General features: G+C 33.0%; 21 protein-coding genes. 2 read left to right on the top strand and 19 right to left on the bottom strand.

Translation table 11 applies throughout. The annotated features are described in order from the left end of the window. Nucleotides 1–15: 15 nt before the first annotated feature. The 10 genes from J6L95_RS00105 to J6L95_RS00060 all read right to left on the bottom strand — a co-directional run bounded on the left by J6L95_RS00105 (nucleotide 16) and on the right by J6L95_RS00060 (nucleotide 7,380). Nucleotides 16–573 carry a flavin reductase family protein gene (locus J6L95_RS00105; protein ID WP_287457625.1) on the bottom strand — a complete coding sequence of 186 codons (558 nt, stop codon included), beginning with the start codon at nucleotides 571–573 and terminating at the stop codon, nucleotides 16–18. A 1-nt stretch (nucleotide 574) separates the two neighbouring features. After that, nucleotides 575–1,738: an iron-containing alcohol dehydrogenase gene (locus tag J6L95_RS00100; protein WP_287457624.1), complete on the bottom strand. Its 1,164-nt coding sequence runs from the start codon at nucleotides 1,736–1,738 to the stop codon at nucleotides 575–577. A 12-nt stretch (nucleotides 1,739–1,750) separates the two neighbouring features. Further along, entirely contained in the window at nucleotides 1,751–2,128 is a 378-nt protein-coding gene (locus J6L95_RS00095) for a MerR family transcriptional regulator (protein ID WP_287457623.1), read from the bottom strand. 251 nt (nucleotides 2,129–2,379) lie between these two features. After that, nucleotides 2,380–3,057 carry a DUF2971 domain-containing protein gene (locus tag J6L95_RS00090; RefSeq protein ID WP_287457622.1) on the bottom strand — a complete coding sequence of 226 codons (678 nt, stop codon included), beginning with the start codon at nucleotides 3,055–3,057 and terminating at the stop codon, nucleotides 2,380–2,382. 77 nt (nucleotides 3,058–3,134) lie between these two features. Continuing rightward, complete coding sequence (locus J6L95_RS00085; protein ID WP_029071116.1) at nucleotides 3,135–3,767, bottom strand: ABC transporter permease; 633 nt, start codon at nucleotides 3,765–3,767, stop codon at nucleotides 3,135–3,137. Then, nucleotides 3,760–4,488: an ABC transporter ATP-binding protein gene (locus tag J6L95_RS00080; RefSeq protein ID WP_287457620.1), complete on the bottom strand. Its 729-nt coding sequence runs from the start codon at nucleotides 4,486–4,488 to the stop codon at nucleotides 3,760–3,762. Before J6L95_RS00080 ends, J6L95_RS00085 begins: the two co-directional genes overlap by 8 nt. Nucleotides 4,489–4,490: 2 nt before the next feature. After that, on the bottom strand, nucleotides 4,491–5,111 hold the full coding sequence (locus J6L95_RS00075; protein ID WP_287457619.1) for an ABC transporter permease: 621 nt from the start codon (nucleotides 5,109–5,111) through the stop codon (nucleotides 4,491–4,493). Between the two features lie 11 nt (nucleotides 5,112–5,122). Next, the gene (locus J6L95_RS00070) at nucleotides 5,123–5,998 is read right to left on the bottom strand and encodes a glycine betaine ABC transporter substrate-binding protein (RefSeq protein ID WP_287457618.1); all 876 of its coding nucleotides are present in this window, start codon (nucleotides 5,996–5,998) and stop codon (nucleotides 5,123–5,125) included. Next, the gene (locus J6L95_RS00065; protein ID WP_287457617.1) at nucleotides 5,985–6,953 is read right to left on the bottom strand and encodes a zinc-binding dehydrogenase; all 969 of its coding nucleotides are present in this window, start codon (nucleotides 6,951–6,953) and stop codon (nucleotides 5,985–5,987) included. The genes J6L95_RS00070 and J6L95_RS00065 overlap by 14 nt, the downstream gene beginning before the upstream one ends. Before the next feature lie 13 nt (nucleotides 6,954–6,966). Continuing rightward, the gene (locus tag J6L95_RS00060; protein ID WP_287457616.1) at nucleotides 6,967–7,380 is read right to left on the bottom strand and encodes a pyridoxamine 5'-phosphate oxidase family protein; all 414 of its coding nucleotides are present in this window, start codon (nucleotides 7,378–7,380) and stop codon (nucleotides 6,967–6,969) included. A gap of 93 nt (nucleotides 7,381–7,473) precedes the next feature. Between J6L95_RS00060 and J6L95_RS00055 the strand changes: the two genes are divergently transcribed. After that, on the top strand, nucleotides 7,474–8,364 hold the full coding sequence (locus tag J6L95_RS00055) for a LysR family transcriptional regulator (protein ID WP_287457615.1): 891 nt from the start codon (nucleotides 7,474–7,476) through the stop codon (nucleotides 8,362–8,364). Between the two features lie 213 nt (nucleotides 8,365–8,577). On the opposite strand, the gene J6L95_RS00050 is transcribed toward J6L95_RS00055, so the two are convergent. The 3 genes from J6L95_RS00050 to J6L95_RS00040 form a co-directional block, all read right to left on the bottom strand. Continuing rightward, nucleotides 8,578–9,093 (bottom strand): radical SAM protein, encoded by a 516-nt coding sequence (locus J6L95_RS00050; RefSeq protein WP_287457614.1) that lies wholly within the window; start codon nucleotides 9,091–9,093, stop codon nucleotides 8,578–8,580. Between the two features lie 143 nt (nucleotides 9,094–9,236). Beyond that, nucleotides 9,237–9,458, bottom strand: a complete 222-nt coding sequence (locus J6L95_RS00045) for a radical SAM family protein (RefSeq protein WP_287457613.1) — start codon at nucleotides 9,456–9,458, stop codon at nucleotides 9,237–9,239. A 325-nt stretch (nucleotides 9,459–9,783) separates the two neighbouring features. Continuing rightward, a complete protein-coding gene (locus J6L95_RS00040; protein ID WP_287457611.1) occupies nucleotides 9,784–10,764 on the bottom strand; it encodes an NAD(P)H-dependent flavin oxidoreductase in 981 nt (326 codons plus the stop codon). Nucleotides 10,765–10,892: 128 nt separating this feature from the next. Here J6L95_RS00040 and J6L95_RS00035 point away from each other — a divergent pair, with 128 nt between their 5' ends. Beyond that, a complete protein-coding gene (locus tag J6L95_RS00035; protein ID WP_287457610.1) occupies nucleotides 10,893–11,417 on the top strand; it encodes a TetR/AcrR family transcriptional regulator C-terminal domain-containing protein in 525 nt (174 codons plus the stop codon). Nucleotides 11,418–11,582: 165 nt separating this feature from the next. Here J6L95_RS00035 and J6L95_RS00030 read toward each other — a convergent pair whose 3' ends face one another. The 6 genes from J6L95_RS00030 to J6L95_RS00005 form a co-directional block, all read right to left on the bottom strand. Next, entirely contained in the window at nucleotides 11,583–13,148 is a 1,566-nt protein-coding gene (locus J6L95_RS00030; RefSeq protein WP_287457609.1) for a glycosyltransferase family 39 protein, read from the bottom strand. A 117-nt stretch (nucleotides 13,149–13,265) separates the two neighbouring features. Further along, a complete protein-coding gene (rfbC, locus tag J6L95_RS00025; RefSeq protein ID WP_029072528.1) occupies nucleotides 13,266–13,874 on the bottom strand; it encodes a dTDP-4-dehydrorhamnose 3,5-epimerase in 609 nt (202 codons plus the stop codon). A gap of 1 nt (nucleotide 13,875) precedes the next feature. After that, entirely contained in the window at nucleotides 13,876–14,799 is a 924-nt protein-coding gene (gene rfbD / locus J6L95_RS00020; protein ID WP_287457608.1) for a dTDP-4-dehydrorhamnose reductase, read from the bottom strand. Next, nucleotides 14,799–15,830, bottom strand: coding sequence for a dTDP-glucose 4,6-dehydratase (rfbB, locus tag J6L95_RS00015; protein ID WP_029072526.1), 1,032 nt, complete (start codon nucleotides 15,828–15,830; stop codon nucleotides 14,799–14,801). The genes rfbD and rfbB overlap by 1 nt, the downstream gene beginning before the upstream one ends. Nucleotides 15,831–15,842: 12 nt before the next feature. Continuing rightward, complete coding sequence (gene rfbA / locus J6L95_RS00010; RefSeq protein ID WP_287457605.1) at nucleotides 15,843–16,721, bottom strand: glucose-1-phosphate thymidylyltransferase RfbA; 879 nt, start codon at nucleotides 16,719–16,721, stop codon at nucleotides 15,843–15,845. Between the two features lie 628 nt (nucleotides 16,722–17,349). After that, the coding region (locus tag J6L95_RS00005; protein ID WP_287457604.1) for a transposase at nucleotides 17,350–17,719 on the bottom strand (370 nt) is incomplete at its 5' end.

Below are 17,719 nucleotides of genomic sequence, written 5' to 3'. Positions count from 1 at the left end.
AAAGAGAACGCTTTTTTAGCGTTCTCTTAGAGTTAAACCATCCTTAAAGGCATGACCTACTTCTTCTCCTACTCCATAGTATTTATTGTCAAAAGGATTGAAGCTGATTGGTTTTAGTTTTCTTATATCCAATTGTCCATCAGTTAATACACTTTCATCTGCGGATACATTGATGATTTCTCCAATAAGAATACCATCCTCAAAGCTTTTTACTTTACATTCTAAAGCTAATGGGAGTTCATCAATCAATGGAGCATCCACAAATTCACTCTTTGTAGCATGGAAGTTAGCCTGCTTGAATTTATCTGGATTCTTTCTTCCTGATACAACCCCTACAAAATCACAAGCTACGACCTGATCTTCTGTAGCCATACTTACTGTAAAAGCATTCTTTACTTTTAAATTATCAGTGGTCTTATGATCAGAAAGACTGATAGAAATCTCTTTAAAATCAGTCGTAATTCCCCAAGCCGCATTCATCGCATTAGGGACACCGTTCTCATCATAGGTTCCAATAATAAGAACTGGCTGAGGATACATGAGAGGCTTAGCACCAAAGTTTTTTCTGCTCATATTATAGAGACGCTCTAAAGATATCGCTGATATCTTTCTCTTGAAGTGGAACCCATGCTTCATCTAATCCTTCATTGATAGCTACATGATGAGCCATTTCATCAATTTTGCTTTCATCAATACCAACTTCTCTAAGGTGCATTGGAATATTGATTGATTCAAAGAACTTGTAAGTTTCTTCAATGGCCTTATTAGCAATATCCATCTTGTCTAATGATGGATCAATATTAAAGACATTTACACCATATTTCACAAAACGATCTACTGTTTTTTCACTTAAGACATGTTTCATCCATCTTGGGGTAATAATAGCTAAACCTTCACCATGAGTAATATCATAATAAGCAGATAAAACATGTTCCATACCATGTAGTGGCCATCCAGATTGACTGTTTCCAAGTGAATAGATACCATTACATCCATATGTACAAGTAAGCATCATTTCTGCTCTTGCATTGTAGTCTTCTGGATTATCTAGACATTTCTTTGCATTGATCATAAGACTCTTCAATCCAGCTTCCATGAAACCATCATTAAGTAAAGTTGAATCTTCACAGAAATACTGTTCCATAATATGGTTCATAGCATCAGCACAGCCAGCAGCTGTCTGTTTCTTAGATACAGTAAATGTATAAGTAGGATCTAAGAATGAGACTGCAGGGAAAAGCAACGGATCCACATAGCCAATCTTATCATTTGTCTCTGTTCTTGAAATGACACCACCTGCATCATATTCACTTCCTGTAGCAGCTAAAGTAATAATATCTACAATAGGAAGCGCATCTTTGGCTTTTACTTGATAAGAAATAAGATCCCATGGATCACCATCATACTTAGCACCAGCCGCAATAGCTTTTGAACAGTCAAGGACACTTCCTCCACCTACTGCCAAGATGACATCCACATCATTATCTTTACACATCTTTACTCCATCAAGTACACTTGGATCATACTTTGGATTTGGCTCTATTCCAGATAATTCATAAATATCAAAGTCTTTTAATAGTTCTTTTACTTTATCATAAAGACCAATCTTTTTAATACTTCCTCCTCCATAAGTCAATAGAATCTTTTTACCAAATTGATTCATGACTTCAGGTAATTCCTTAATGACATCTTTACCAAAAATAAGTCTTGTAGGTGTGTGATAATCAAAATTTTGCATTTTCTATTCCTCCTATTCTTCCCATGAAAGAACGCCAGTTTTAATGGCTTCTTCATAACGTGAAATCTTAAAATTAAGCTTGTTTAATGTTTCTACATATTGATCAATCTTATTTTGTACTTCAACACGTGCTTCAATAAGAAGATCTCTTCTCGCTTCTAGAGTATTATCACCTTCCTGATAAAGTTTCACATACTCAATAAGCATCTCAACTGGAACACCAGCACTTCTCATACAAATTGCATTCTCTACCCAGCTGATATCTTCTTCTGAATAATCACGAATACCACCCTTAGTTCTTTTTACTTTAGGAATAACTCCTACTCGTTCATAATATCTAAGAGTATCTGCACTAATATCAAATTGTTTACATACTTCCTTTATTGTCATGGCATTCCTCCCTGTACTTTAACTATACTCCTTTGAGTTCACTCCAAGTCAATAGATGAATTTATTTTTAAAAAAATACCAAATATCCAACAGATATTTGGTGTGAAATTCTTATATGCTATAATGTTCTTCATTTTAATTGAAGTACTTCAAAATCAACTTCAATATTACTTCAAAGTCAACTTCAATGTCACTTCAAATAAACTTCAATTACTTCAAATAAAAAGAAGACCGTGATTGATCTTCTTATATTAAATAATTTTATATCTTCTTAACTCATCTTCAAAACTAAATTCATTATCTTGCTCAAAGGCATATTTAGAACTCTCTTTAATTTTAAATTTGCCAACTTTAATCTTTCTTGAATGATTTTGATTATAATCATAGATTACTTTTAATACTTGTTTATAGTTATCTTCTTTGAATGTCTCACATCCAAAGAAGATGCTTTGAACTTTTATTTTATAGAAAACTAGATTATCTATTATTTCCCATTGATTAGAGTCATGTTCTTCTAAATCAAATACTGCTCTTATTTCATTTTCATACTGCCACTTTTTATCTTTATGATAAAGTCTTTCATAATCAGAAGAAATTTTGTCATAGCCAATCTTGTTTTCATAATTGACTTTTCTTAATAGATTAGAAGATGTAAATGATGAATCATAATCATCAGGTAGGACAAAATGAATCATGCATCCTCTATGTCCATCTGCGTAATGTCCCCACATAAGTTTTGAGTTTCTACTAAAGGAAAAACAGGCAATACGATATCTTCCTTTCCCATGTTCATCTATTCTTTCCCATTCAAATGGATCATTTAATAGTTCACAAGGACAAGCATATACACCATGATCAAGGATGCTTTTAAAGTTATTGATATTTTTCAAGTTTATATACTTATAAATTGATGATCTTTTATTAGCCATAGTGCTCCTTTCTAATTTCAATATAATATTAATATGAATTAATAAAGAGAGTCAAATTAAAAAAGCTAAATCTCAATTTAGCTTTTTAATCCAAAATTCTTCTTGAGATTATTTTCAATAATCTCAAAGATACGACCAATACTTATTGATAAAATAATAACCAAGATAGTTCCACCTACAACTTTTGCCTGGTTCATTTGTCTTAATCCTTCAAATAGTAGTCTACCAAGACCACCAGCTCCAATTCCTGCCGCAATGGTACCAATACTTATTGTGGAGATAGTGGCTAAACGTATTCCACCAAAGATAATAGGTAAAGCCAAAGGGAACTGCACTTTATAGAGTATCTGAAAATCTGTCATGCCCATTCCTTTTGCGGCTTCAATAATATGAGAATCAACTTGATCTAATCCAGCGATATTGGTACGTACAAGAATATACTGATTATATATCACAAGTACAATAACCGCTGTTTCTAATCCTAGACCAGTAAAAGGAATAAGCATCGCAAACAATGCTAAACTTGGAATAGAATACAGTCCACTAAATATTCCATTAACGATAATCTGAACTCGTTTGTATTTTCTTATTAATAATGTAATAAGCAATGAAATAATAATAGAAATGAATACTGTAATAACAGTAAGCTGAAGATGTTCTATTAATCCCACCATAAACTTATCATAATGTTCTATCCAATATTTAATCATAGGCTACTCCTAATAGTTTTTTTACAAAAGGAGTAGCAGGATATGCTTTTATATGATCTGGTGTATCAAATTGCTCAACTCTTCCTTTATCCATAATTATCACTTTATCTCCAAGCTTAAATGCTTCATTGAGATCATGAGTTACAAATATAAATATTTTATTTCCATTTTTATGGATTCTTATCAATTCATCTTGAAGATGTTCTCTTGTAATAGCATCAATTGCGCCAAAAGGTTCATCAAGCAATACAATATGAGGATCAGCAGCCAAGGCTCTTACAAGACCAACTCTTTGTTGCTGGCCACCAGAAAGTTCTCTTGGGTATCTGTTTTTATATTCTTTAGGAAGATCTATCATTTCTAAAAGCTCATCTACTCGCTTATTGATTCTATCCTTTTCCCACTTTAACAATTCAGGAATTGTCGCAATATTTTCAGCAATGGTCATATGAGGAAAGAGTCCTACTTGTTGAATAACATAACCAATGGTACGACGAAGTGCGACACCATCTACATCATTGATGTTCTTATGATCAATAATTATTTCTCCTGAATCAATATCATGCAGCTTATTAATTGCCTTAATAAGCGTTGTCTTGCCACATCCTGATGTACCTAGAACAGTAATAAGTTCTCCATCGTTGATTGTTAAATTAATATGGTCCAATGCCGGATAAGAGCTATTTTCATATTTTTTATAAACATCTTTTATTTCAATCATGTCTATACCTCATACTTTCTTAGAAATCTTCTTATCCCCGTCAGCATTAACATGGCCATAAGGGATATTGCAGAAACACTTAATCCACCAATCCAAAGATAATCAAATCTCATTAATCCTACTCCTGACATGATCAGTTCACCTAGACCTCCTGCCCCAATGTAGGCAGCTAAGGTAGTGCTGGCAATGACTTCAGTTGTCGTAATCTGTATCCCATTAAAGATTACTGGTAAAGCCAAAGGAAAAACAATCTTTCTAAATAACGTACGCTTATCATATCCCATACCTAAAGCCGCCTCCACAACATATTCTGGAACATTATTGATCCCTTTGATTGTATTAAGAAGCACCGGTGGTATTCCTAATAATACCAGTGCAACAAGAGTTGGCATTAGCCCCGTTCCAAGGTAGGGAACCAAGAAAATAAGCACAGCCAATGAGGGAATAATTCGTAAATTGGAAGCAAGAAAAAGCAATGTTTTTTCAGTTTTATTAAATCTTGTCGCAACAATGCCAAGTACGATTCCAATAATAATAGATACGATAATCGCAAGAAGACTAATTTGAAGATGCTCAATCACTAAACGAATATATTCACCTCCATACTGCGTAAAATATTCCATAGTACCATCTCCTATTTTAATGATTCATAATATTCTTTTGCGACATCCTGATAATCCTGTTTATCAATATCAACTTTTTTATTGAGAGTCTGTAGATCCTTTGTCGTTAATTTCTTATTGATAGGATCTAATATAGACGCAATCTTAGGATATTTTTTTAAGATATCACTTCTTACAATCGGTGCAACATTATAATCTGGCCAGAAATGCTTATCATCTTCTAGTAGTACATATTTAGAACTTGTAAGCTGTCCTTCTGATGTATATGCTGGAATGACATCACCTTTATCTTCATCAAGAAGAGAATACTTTAATGCATTGTCATAAACCTTGATTGATTTAAATTTAAATTCTCCATACACCTTAGTTAATCCAGGAATTCCATCTGCTCTTTTATCAAATTCTCCTTGAGAAATAACTCTTAGTTTTGATGCATGTTTCTGTAAATCACTAATTGTCTTAATACCATATTTCTTACTTACTCTACTAGATACAGCTAAACCATTGCTGTCTTGTGCCGGGGATTTTTCTAGCCATTCTAATTTATATTTTTTCTTATATTCTTCTTTTACAATCTTGTAAATTTCATCCCCAGATACTGTTTCGGTATACCCCAATATTGAAATATATGCGGTTCCTGTATATCCAGGATAAAGATCAATCTTATTATTGACAATAGATGTGTGTACAGCACTTGATGAAATATCAAATTGACGATTCACCTTAAATCCAGCATCTTCCAATGCTAAAGAATAGATTTCTGCCAATACTTCATTTTCTGTAAAGTTCTTACTGCCAACTCTGATGACTGGCTTATTAGATGAAGAACATCCTACCAGTAACGTTATTGATAAAACTGTAAGCATTAATGTCTTAATTATTTTCATATTCATTTCCTCCCATGACCACAACTTTTCCAAAACTATTTGATGATTCTAAATACCTATGTGCTTCTACAATCGTATCAAGTGTAAAGATCTTTTCTGGCTTCACATTGATATGATTGTTTTCAATATAAGCAAATAGATCATTCATCTCTTTCTCATTACGATCAGCACTTAATGCGGTCGTAAGATATACTGATCCGGGCATATCTACCAATGGTTCAAAATCAAATGACCATTGATTTCCAAGCAATCCAGTTACACAGATAATTCCTGATTTATTTATATGCTTGAATGTATTCTTAAGTGCAGCTGGTCCGACAAGATCAAGAATCTTATCATATTTCTTGCTTGTCTGAAGTTTATTTTGATAATCGATGATAACCTCATCAAATCCTGATTCAAGCAATAATTCCATCTTCTCAATATTTCTGGTTGTTCCAGTTACATGAATGTGCGGATACTTCCCTTTAAGCAACTTGAGAAATGCAAAACCTACACCGCTTGTTGCGGCTCTCACAAGTACACTATCTACTTCATTGATTTTCAAATTCATCAAAGAAAGGTAAGCCGTATAGTACGTTTCAGGTACAGCAGCAATCTCTTCCCAGGAAAGATTGCTTTCAATAGGATAAATCTGTTCATTAGGAAGAAGACAGTATTCAGCATAGCTGCCATCAAATGCTCTTCCCATTTCGCCCATAAGTGATACAACTTTTTGTCCTTTCACAAGTGTAGGTGATGTAGATTCCTCTACAACGCCTACACACTCAATACCTAATATTCTTGGAAACTTTACACTTGGTGATTCTCCTTTTCTTGTAAAGATTTCTGAATGATTGATGCCACGTCCTATTACTTTAATAAGTGACCACCCTTCTTTTACATCAGGACGGGCTACTTCCTGAATCGACAACTTCTCAGGTCCCCCTGCTTCATAGATGACTGCTGCTTTCATACCTATCCTCCTGTTATAAATCAAAACTTACATTATTTTGATCATTGAGATTGCTAATACTGACATGAACATCATCTAAAGTAAATGGCATCACAAGTTCTCGTATATAACCATACTTCTGCGATAATATTTCACTATGATCAAATAATTTATCCCTTAAATACACTTCATTCACAAATCTCACCTTGCCGCTTATTCGAATCCATTCTAGATCTTTTCTTGATGCGACAGTTATTTCACAATAGGGATTAACACTTAATTCCTTATAGGTTTCACTTCCCCTGATAACATCAAAATAAAGCTTTCCATTTTCTTCAAACTTAAATTCAAAAGCCTTTACTTTTGGTTTTCCATCTAGTCCAATAACACCCAAGTACTGCATAGGATATTTCTTTAACATCTGAACTGTTCTTTTTAATTTATCCATATTCTTTCTCTCTTTCATTTACATGATATTTCAATTTACCTTCATTGAGAAATGAATATATGTTATCTTTAATAACAGAAAGGAATAAATAAAATGAATACAAATCAACTGGAATGTTTTATCACTCTATCTTCTACATTAAACTACGCAAGATGTGCGGAAGAATTACATCTTACTCAACCTGCAGTTTCTAAGCAGATTAAATCTCTTGAAAAAGAGCTTGGCTGTGAGCTATTCTATAGAACAACGCGTTCTGTAAAACTTAGTGAAATAGGTAATCAATTTCTTCCTGAAGCAAAAAGTATGCTTGATACTTATTACCATTCTAAAGAATGGATCAATAATTATAAGATCAATGAATATCATTCATTCAAGATTGGATATACTGATCCCCAGTCTATAAAGATGATTACTCAAGCTCTTTCAGATATGTATATTGGAGATGCTACTCTTTCTCCTAAGCTTGTCTATAATCAGACCAATACGAATTTACAGGCCTTAAGCAATCATTTTTTAGATGTTGTAGTATGCATGAAAGATGCATTATTCAAAGATTCTCATATTAGTTTTGAACCTATTCATCATGATGGATTTGTTTTTATCATTTCAAAAGAGCATGATGCTTATCATACTTTTAAAGATTTAAAGGCAGTACATACATCTGATTTATTTCCTATTGAACAAGTTATCGCTCTTCCACCTTATCTACTGAAATCTTATTTTTCTAGAGGAAGGACTTTATTGCCCGTTAACAATAAGTTAAATAATATCATCTGTGAAAATGTCAATGAGGCATATGGACTTGTCAAAGCGGGATTTGGCTTTGCCCTTGTTCCTGAATTTCAAGTCGCTGAAGATGAAGGAATCTTAACTCTTCCTTGGCTGGAAACACCAAGAAATGATTTTGGTATTTACTATTTTAATGGGGCAGATTTATCTCTTACTAAAGAGTTCATTAAAGCTGTAAAAGATTATTATAAATAATATTTGCCTATATTCACACAATAACAAAATTTGTAAGTAATTCCTACTAAACTGCTCATATAAAAAGTGGAAAGCAAAGGTATCATACCTAAGCTTTCCACTTTATTTCATATAGTAGACTTAGCATCAATAGCCAATTCATATAGATTTCTTCCCTCAAATCTTTGTAAAACCATGTTAATGATAATCAGCTCTTTAATTATTTAAAAGTATTTAAAGTGTTTGTTTAGTGTTTCTGATCATTGCCATCTGATCATGATTACCGTATTTTATTTCATGTCGTAGTGAAGAAATGATTTGATCTTTTCTTTTTAAGAAATCAGGTCCTGTAAGATTTATTCCTGATATTGTATGATGCGTAATAAATGTGGCATCACATGTAAGGTTTTCTACAAATAATAAAAGTTCTTCTAACATTTGAGACTCTGAAAGAGAAGTAAATTCCCCTTTTTGTACTTCTTGTAGAAGTGGTGTGTCTGGAAATAGCGTTAACCCTCCTGTTCCGACAACCTTTGGTTTACATTGACTAAAGATATGTGCGGATTCAATAGCGTGTTCTCGACTGTGTTGCGCACCTGCTACACCATTTAAGAATGTCATCCAATAATCAATTCCTGCTTCTTCTAGTTTATGACATTGTGTAAGAATATCTTCTGATGTATATCCTTTATTAATTCTTTCAAGTGTCCAATCATCCCCACTTTCTATTCCAAGTGAGATTTCTTTCATTCCTAATGCTCTTGATTCTTTTAATTGTGCTACAGTTTTATTTTTTAAATCTGAAACTCTTCCTTGAGTATAGATATATTCTATATTAGGTAGATACTTATTAATGAGTTCTAGTATATGTTTTAGTTTTTCAAAACTCATCACTAATGGATTAGCTGATAATAACTGTATTGTCGTTGATCAGGTGAGATTTCTGCTATTTCTTTTAGATCTTCTTCTACCCATTCAAGTGGTTGTAATCTAAAATCAACATCCTTATACATGCTACAGAACTTACATTTATTGTGTGTGCACCCCTGTGTAATTTGAAGAAGGGGAAATGTTGGCCAATACGGATTTCTATATACTGTTTCTGTAAAATGCATAATACCCTCCTTATAATTATTTAATAATGTCATTTAATATCATTAAGGTCACTACGACCTAGCATCATAACAAGTACAATATATTAAGACAGAATGAATGTTTCTACTACTTCCAATGAATCAAAACTTATTATCTCAATAGAATCTTCGTACATCATTGTGGTAACAGATGTTCTTCTAAATTGTATTTTTGTTAATATGAATCTTATAGACTCTCTTGAGTCGTAATAAACCTAAATCATAAATGGTATTACTTTTTTAATTGAGATAATCTCTCATTACTTCAAATAAGATAGAATATTTTTTATAGCTAAGTTCTAAAATTTCATTCTTCTATTCCTTTCATTAATCTGTTCATAATAACTGAAACGGGTTCAATCTTATTGATCATGGATATACCTAATCCAAATGAGGCATATCCTTTTGTAAGATCTCCCATTAACATTCCATCTCTCATTCCTATGTAGGCGTTTTGTGCTTTATAGATTTCTTCTTCACTTGCACCTTCTCTACTCATTTTTAATAATTTATTAGGAAGTTCTCCTTTTAATGAACGATAATAAGCTGGAACTGTTCTATACATGATTAAATCAGTTGCATTAATCTTAGTACCTTCTTCTTTAATATTTTTTGCCAATGGGGATTCTTCTGCCATCATGAAAGCTGTTCCTACATAGAGTCCTTCTGCTCCTAATGCAAAAGCAGCTTTTGCGGTTCTTTCATCACTAATGCCTCCGGCAGCCATAACAGGTACTTTTCCTTCTGTTGCATCAACAATCATAGGAACAATTGAAAATGTTCCTATTGCTTTTGTTGGAACAGTTCCTCCTTCATCAAACCCAGTTGCTACTAGAATATCAACCCCCGCCTTGATTGCTTCTTTAGTGTTTTCTATATTCGGATTAGCAGCTCTGAATACAACTTTAATATGATTATCATGGAATTTTTTGATCCATCCTGGCATAAGTTCTCCAACCATTACTGCAACTGAAACTTTTTCTTCTTTCATGACTTCTAATGTCGGTCCTGTAAATCTATCTACTTCTGGATCATCAGAAGTAGGTGCAATATTGAGTCCAAATGGCTTATCTGTTAATTCTTTTACACGTCTTATTTCATTTCTTATGTTTTCCATTGTTTCTTCAATTGTGAACACTGGCTCTTTTATTCCTGCATTAAAGCCAATAACTCCTAATCCACCAGCATTACTCACTGCTGCGACATATTTTGCATCTGTCAACCAGTTAAGTGGTCCTTGAATGATTGGTTTTTCAATTTCTAAGATGTTACATACTCTTTTTGACATAGTCTTCCTCCTCATTACGATACCTTTAATTCTATTTTATGAACTCTATTGGAAAAAGAAATATACACAATTATAATAATGTTAAGAATTAATACAGATTCGCATTTTTGTATAAAAGGAGATAAGACATGACTAATCGTACAAAACTATGGATAGCTGAAGCTATGAAAAGACTAATGAATAAAAAGTCAATTGAGAAAATAAGAGTCACAGAGATTTGTAATGAGGCACAAATAGGTAGACCTGTTTTTTATTATCATTTTAAAGATAAATATGATTTAGTTGCATGGATCTTTTATGATTCTGCAATAGATACCAATATCATCTCTAGCGAATCCGCAGCTCATCATATGAATAAAATGAGAAATGATTTCTTATTTTATAAAAGAGCATTTGAGGATTCTTCTCAAAATGCTCTTTGGAAATACATCGTAGAATATTATACAAATAGATATACCCAAGAAGCTAAAAGGATCCTTAATACTAATACACTTGATCCACAAATCCAGTTTAGCATCAAACTCTATTGTTATGGCTGTGTAGGCATGACGAAAGAATGGCTGCTCCATGACAACATAACACCGGCCAAAACAATAGTTGAAATGATGTTTACCTCTATGCCACAAGTTTTACGAGATATTTATTTTAAATAGAATTCAATCATATGATAGACAATCTTAAACAATGATAATTTATAAAGTCATATCTTTTATGCCCAAAACTCACTCTACCTGTTGAATATATAAATTCATTACAACATAAATTTATAAGATAATAAAACGCACTCCCTAACGGAGTGCGAAAACATTTTAAACCTATCAGTTATTATTTTTCACTCTATCTACTATTCTTTGAGATAATAAATACAAATCATCAAAGCCATAGAACATAAGCATCAACATTGCTGGAGTTAATGATAATAAATATCTAGAACGTGCTTCCCAAATTAGCAAGAATAATGCAATGCCTAAAGTAATTCCCTGATAAATAAGTCTTGCGTTTATTGTAGGTCTAATAAACATTTTAAAAGTGCCAATAAATAACATCACAAAAAATAATAAATGAAAACATTTTGTATATATCATGAAAAAATCATTTGCAGGCTCACCTTTTTTGAAAAGATTATATATTTTAGAATTTGGATGTACTAAACGATTAAAATTTTCTAGACCATATCTATATGGATCTGATGGATATTCCCATACCTGAAGAGAAACATGATAATCTGCCTCAGACCAAATAAAATCTGTTTTATTTTTTAAATGACTATATACTTTGCCTTTATCAATCATTTCATTTAATCTTTGGCTAATAATTTTCCTACATTCCTTCTTCTTTATCGTTGAGTTCTTTAAACTTAATGTATGCTGAAAGTCTGGCAAATAAAATCCACCTGGATCTAACAATCCCATTGCAATCCAATGTTCAGAAGGGAACTCATGTTTATATAATCTTTCTTCATTTACTATTCCCAATAGATTAAATCCTGTTTTAATAATACTAATATTTACAGTAAATATTAGTATCAAACACAACACAGCAGGAATAGATTTTCGCCAATTCCATTTTAAAAGAAGATATATAACGCATACTAAAAATGGTATACCAAGGCTCCCCTTCATTTTATATCCAATAGAGAAAACTAATGTAGAGAGTGCAAATAATAATAATCTTTTTTTCGTTTTCTCAATTTTGATTGCTTTAAAATACAAATATAAAGCACCCGTGAAAAAAGGCAAGGCAAGTACATCTGTATAAAAATAGGATACATACAAAGTTAACGGTAAGAACATCCCCGTTAAAATTACAATGAACAAAGATTTTTTATATCCAAATATTTCTTTACAGGAAAGCCATGTAAAAATCAGCGAGAGACTCATAAATAATGCTGATAAATTCACACTTGCAGTAAGATAATACTTCAGTAGATTTAAACTATTCAATATTCTATAAAATATCGATAACATAAAAAATACCATATGATTATTTGGATAAGTTGCTAAGTAATCATAAAGAGTAACAGCTTTATATGCAGTTGTAAAATCGTGAGTTTTCGCATAACGTAAAGCAATTTTATAAATACATTCTAAATCGGCATTCGCATAAAATTTCATCTTGTTGGCAAGAAAGAAATAAACAAGTATGCAAAATCCAATTATTATAGCTGTTAAATACTTTAGTTTCTTTTCATTTTCATCAAAATACTTATTAATGCAATAATATAGACAAAAGAGAAACAACATAAGTGGCAGCACAAAAATAAATGGCGTTAATTGTTGCTTAAAAAACGATTCAAGCACAATTACAAAAACCCAACAAAAAAACAAGAAAAAAACTACTTGAAACAATCGAACAAGGAACCGATCGCTGGAAAAAAATTTCATATACTTAAATCCCCTAAATAATGTTAAATATTTTATAAAAATTAGAGCCATGTTATTCGCACGGCTCTTACAAAACGATATTAATTTTTACGTGTAATTATAAATTTATGTCAGTAATTAAAACTTAAATGTTTCTTTTAAAGGTAACCAAAGCTTATCTTTGTCAGAGAAGTTAAGTGGTGTACCGTCTTCTAAAGTATAACCTTCAGGATCAGCTGTTCCCTTATATTCTCCTTTAAGATGAGGCCATTCAATACCGATTTCAGGATCATTCCATGCAAGTCCACCTTCATCACCTGGATGATAGAAGTCAGTTACCTTGTAACAGAACTTAGCTTCATCAGATAATACTAAGAATCCATGTGCAAATCCTTCTGAGATATAGAACTGTTTATGATTGTCTTCAGTTAATTCTACACCATACCATTTACCATATGTCTTAGAATCTGCTCTTAAGTCTACTGCTACATCATAAACAGCACCTTTGATGACTCTTACTAGTTTACCCTGTGGGAACTGTTTCTGGAAATGTAACCCTCTTAGTACACCTTTTGTACTTGATGATTCATTATCCTGTACAAAGACCATATCTAATCCTGCTTCATGCATATCTCTCTGATTATATGTTTCAGTGAAATATCCTCTGTTATCTCCATGTACTGCTGGTGTGATAATATGTAAACCTTCAATGCCACCAACATTCTTTTCTACTTGAATCTGTCCCATCTTATAGTTCCTCCATGTTTAGTTCTTTAAGGTATCTTGATAAAGCATCCTGCCATGTTGGCAATGGAGTAAATCCATTCTTTACTAGTTTAGATTTATCTAATCTAGAATTGAATGGTCTTGCTGCTTTAGAGATACCATATTCTTCTGTTGTCACAGGTAGAACTTTAGTTGAGTATCCTGCCTGTCTATAGATTTCTTTTGTAAATTCATACCATGAAATGAATCCACCTTCATTTGTAGCGTGATAGTAACCATACTTATCAGTTTCAATCATATCTACTAGTAATCTTGATAGATCCAATGTGTATGTAGGTGTACCAATCTGATCACTTACGACAGTAACCTGATCATGTGTTTTTCCTACTCTTAACATTGTCTTAATGAAGTTGTTTCCATTTAATCCAAAGACCCATGCAATACGCACGATAAAGTATTTATCTAACGTATTAGAGACAGCCTGTTCACCACCAAGCTTTGTTTCACCATATACTGATAATGGTGCATAATCTTTACAATCAGGATCCCAAGGTGTTTCACCTTGTCCATTGAATACATAATCTGTAGAAATGTACACCATTTTTGCATCAATCTTCTTTGCGACATTTGCAATATTCTGTGTCCCTTCCACATTGATCTTATGTACAAGATCCTTCTTATCCTCATCCTCTGCCGCATCGACAGCTGTCCATGCTGCACAGTGAACAATCACATCAGGGTTAACCTTTGTGATTGTTTCTTCTACCGCTTTAGCGTCAGTAATATCTAAAGAAACATACGGCATAGTGGTTACAGGGCTCCCGTCCTGTACACCACTGTATGTTTCCTTTAGATCCGTACCGATTCCTTCGTAGCCTCTTTTAGCGAGTTCGTTCATGACATCATGTCCGAGCTGTCCAGCTACGCCTGTAACGAATACTTTCATTACTTAACCTCTTTTCTATCGCCGTACATTTTATCGTAATAGTTCTGGTAGTCACCTGAAATAATGTCTTCCCACCATTTCTTGTTTTCTAGATACCATTTGATTGTCTTCTTGATACCATCTTCAAACTTAGTTTCAGGAAGCCATCCTAATTCATTATGAATCTTAGTAGGATCAATTGCGTATCTCATGTCGTGACCTTTTCTATCTTCTACATGAGTAATTAATGATTCAGGTTTACCTAATTCTTTACAGATGATCTTAACAATTTCAATATTGCTCTTTTCATTATGACCACCTACGTTGTAGACTTCTCCAACTTTACCTTTGTGAATGATTAAATCGATTGCTTTACAATGATCTTCTACATAAAGCCAATCTCTTACGTTTAATCCTTCTCCATATACAGGTAATGGCTTATCATTTAAAGCATTGGCAATCATTAATGGGATAAGCTTTTCAGGGAAATGATATGGTCCATAGTTATTACTACATCTAGAAATAGTAACAGGTAAACCATAAGTTCTATGATAAGCTAAAACCAATAAATCAGCACCAGCCTTAGATGATGAATAAGGTGATGAAGTATGAATAGGTGTTTCTTCAGTAAAGAATAGATCTGGTCTATCTAATGGAAGATCACCATAAACTTCATCAGTAGAAACCTGATGATATCTCTTAATACCATATTTTCTACATGCATCCATTAATGTAGATGTACCAATAATATTTGTCTGTAAGAAAATCTCTGGATTTTCAATTGATCTATCTACATGAGATTCAGCCGCAAAGTTAACTACTACATCAGGATGTTCTTCTTCAAATAACTTATAGACACCTTCTCTATCAGTAATATCAAGCTTTACAAATCTAAAGTTTGGATTATCCATAACAGGTTCCAAAGTTGATAAGTTTCCTGCATATGTTAATGCATCAACACAGATAATTCTATAATCTGGATACTTCTTTAACATATGAAAAACAAAGTTTGAGCCAATAAACCCAGCTCCGCCAGTAACGATAATATTCATTTTAATCTCCTTTTAATCCATGTATTTTCCATCAATAACATCTTTTAAGTAAGCACCATACTGGTTCTTCTTTAAAAGTTCATATCTCTCAATTAATTCATCTTTAGAGATCCAGCCATTATTATAAGCAATCTCTTCAAGACAAGCAATCTTTCTATGCTGGTGTGTTTCAACAGTCTTTACAAAGTTAGTTGCATCAACTAGTGATTCATGTGTACCTGTATCTAACCAAGTGAATCCTTGTCCTAATAGTTCTACATTAAGCTTACCTTTTTCAAGATAAATCTTATTCAAGTCAGTGATTTCTAATTCACCTCTAGCACTTGGTTTAATAGTTTTAGCGTATTCTACGACATTCTTGTCATAGAAGTATAACCCAGTAACCGCATAGTTTGATTTAGGCTGAGCTGGTTTTTCTTCAATAGAAACAGCTTTACCTTCATCGTTGAATTCTACAATACCAAAACGTTCAGGATCATCTACATAATAACCAAAGACTGTAGCTCCTTCTTCTCTAGAAGCAGCTGCTTTTAATCTTTTTACTAGACCATGTCCATGGAAGATATTATCTCCTAAAATCATGGCACATGAATCTCCGTCAATGAAGTCTTCTCCAAGCAAGAATGCTTGAGCCAATCCATCAGGACTAGGCTGTACTTTATACTGTAATGAGATACCAAACTGATGCCCATCTCCTAATAACTCTTCAAAACGAGGTGTATCATTTGGAGTTGAAATAATAAGGATATCCTTAATACCTGCCTGCATCATAATGCTTAATGGATAATAAATCATTGGTTTATCATAGATAGGCAATAACTGCTTACTAGTAACCATTGTTAATGGGTAGAGTCTAGTTCCACTCCCCCCTGCGAGAATAATACCTTTCATAATAGTCTCTCCTTTATATTGAACTATATAAAAAGTAAACCATGACGTTACGTTATGGTCAATGGTTATTGGAGTTTTTATAGTTTTAATGATTAAAAATTAAGTTCAACTATTTTCTACTTATTATTGAATACATACATAGAAAGTAATAATTCATGAATAAAAGAAATCCCTATTTCAACATTACAAAAAATAATTAAATACTTTTCTAATATATATCACTTCTTTTTATTCAATCACTATGTACCGCTTAATGCAAAGAAAAAAGCAATGAAGAATATCTGAGTTCATCCATAATCCTGTAATCAGACTCAAAGATTATTTTTTTATAGATATTATTGACAATCTTTCTTCAAAAAAGTACTATAATTATACAATTGAAAAACATTTTTGTTTTTTGGGAGAGGTGGAACAGCGTTCTACCTCTAGTTTTTTTTAAAAGGGGCTGACCCAGTAAAGAGATTTATGGATAATCACTGAGCTGGACCAGCTCTTTTTTTCTTTTTTTGACTCCCTACAGCCAGATAAAATCTGTTTACGGGCATTTAGACATAAAAAAGCCCCCATTTTTGGGCGCAATATCCCTATATAGCTGTGAATAACGTTTTTCAGTATGTGAACAACTGTTCTAGCAGCACTTCATGCTTTCTTCGCTCGGCTTTCTTTTACGAATCATATTGTGATATTTCCTGATATTGAATCCGATTGCGACCATGAATATCTCAAAAGATACATTGGAATTGCCTCTTCGTCGTAATCTGTCATATCCGTAGTCCTGCTTGATGATTCCGAATGCTCCCTCGCTGAACACCTGTCTTGCGGTCATAAGCTCTCTGCCTACCGGCGTGTCAAGTGATGCATCGACGTGTTCATGAAAATCCTCAAGCTTTCTGCATAATGTCATGGTCCTGTTGCCTGCAGACTTTGTGCATCTGCTCTTGAACGGGCAATCCCTGCACCCCGCGCATTCGCACTGTATGTTCACCTTGTCATATAGG

Origin of the sequence: Kandleria sp. (assembly GCF_017934775.1) — a bacterium.
GTDB classification, from domain to species: domain Bacteria; phylum Bacillota_I; class Bacilli_A; order Erysipelotrichales; family Coprobacillaceae; genus Kandleria; species Kandleria vitulina.
The sequence above is the reverse complement of the archived record's forward strand: the minus strand, read 5'-3'. Positions and strand labels throughout refer to the sequence as shown.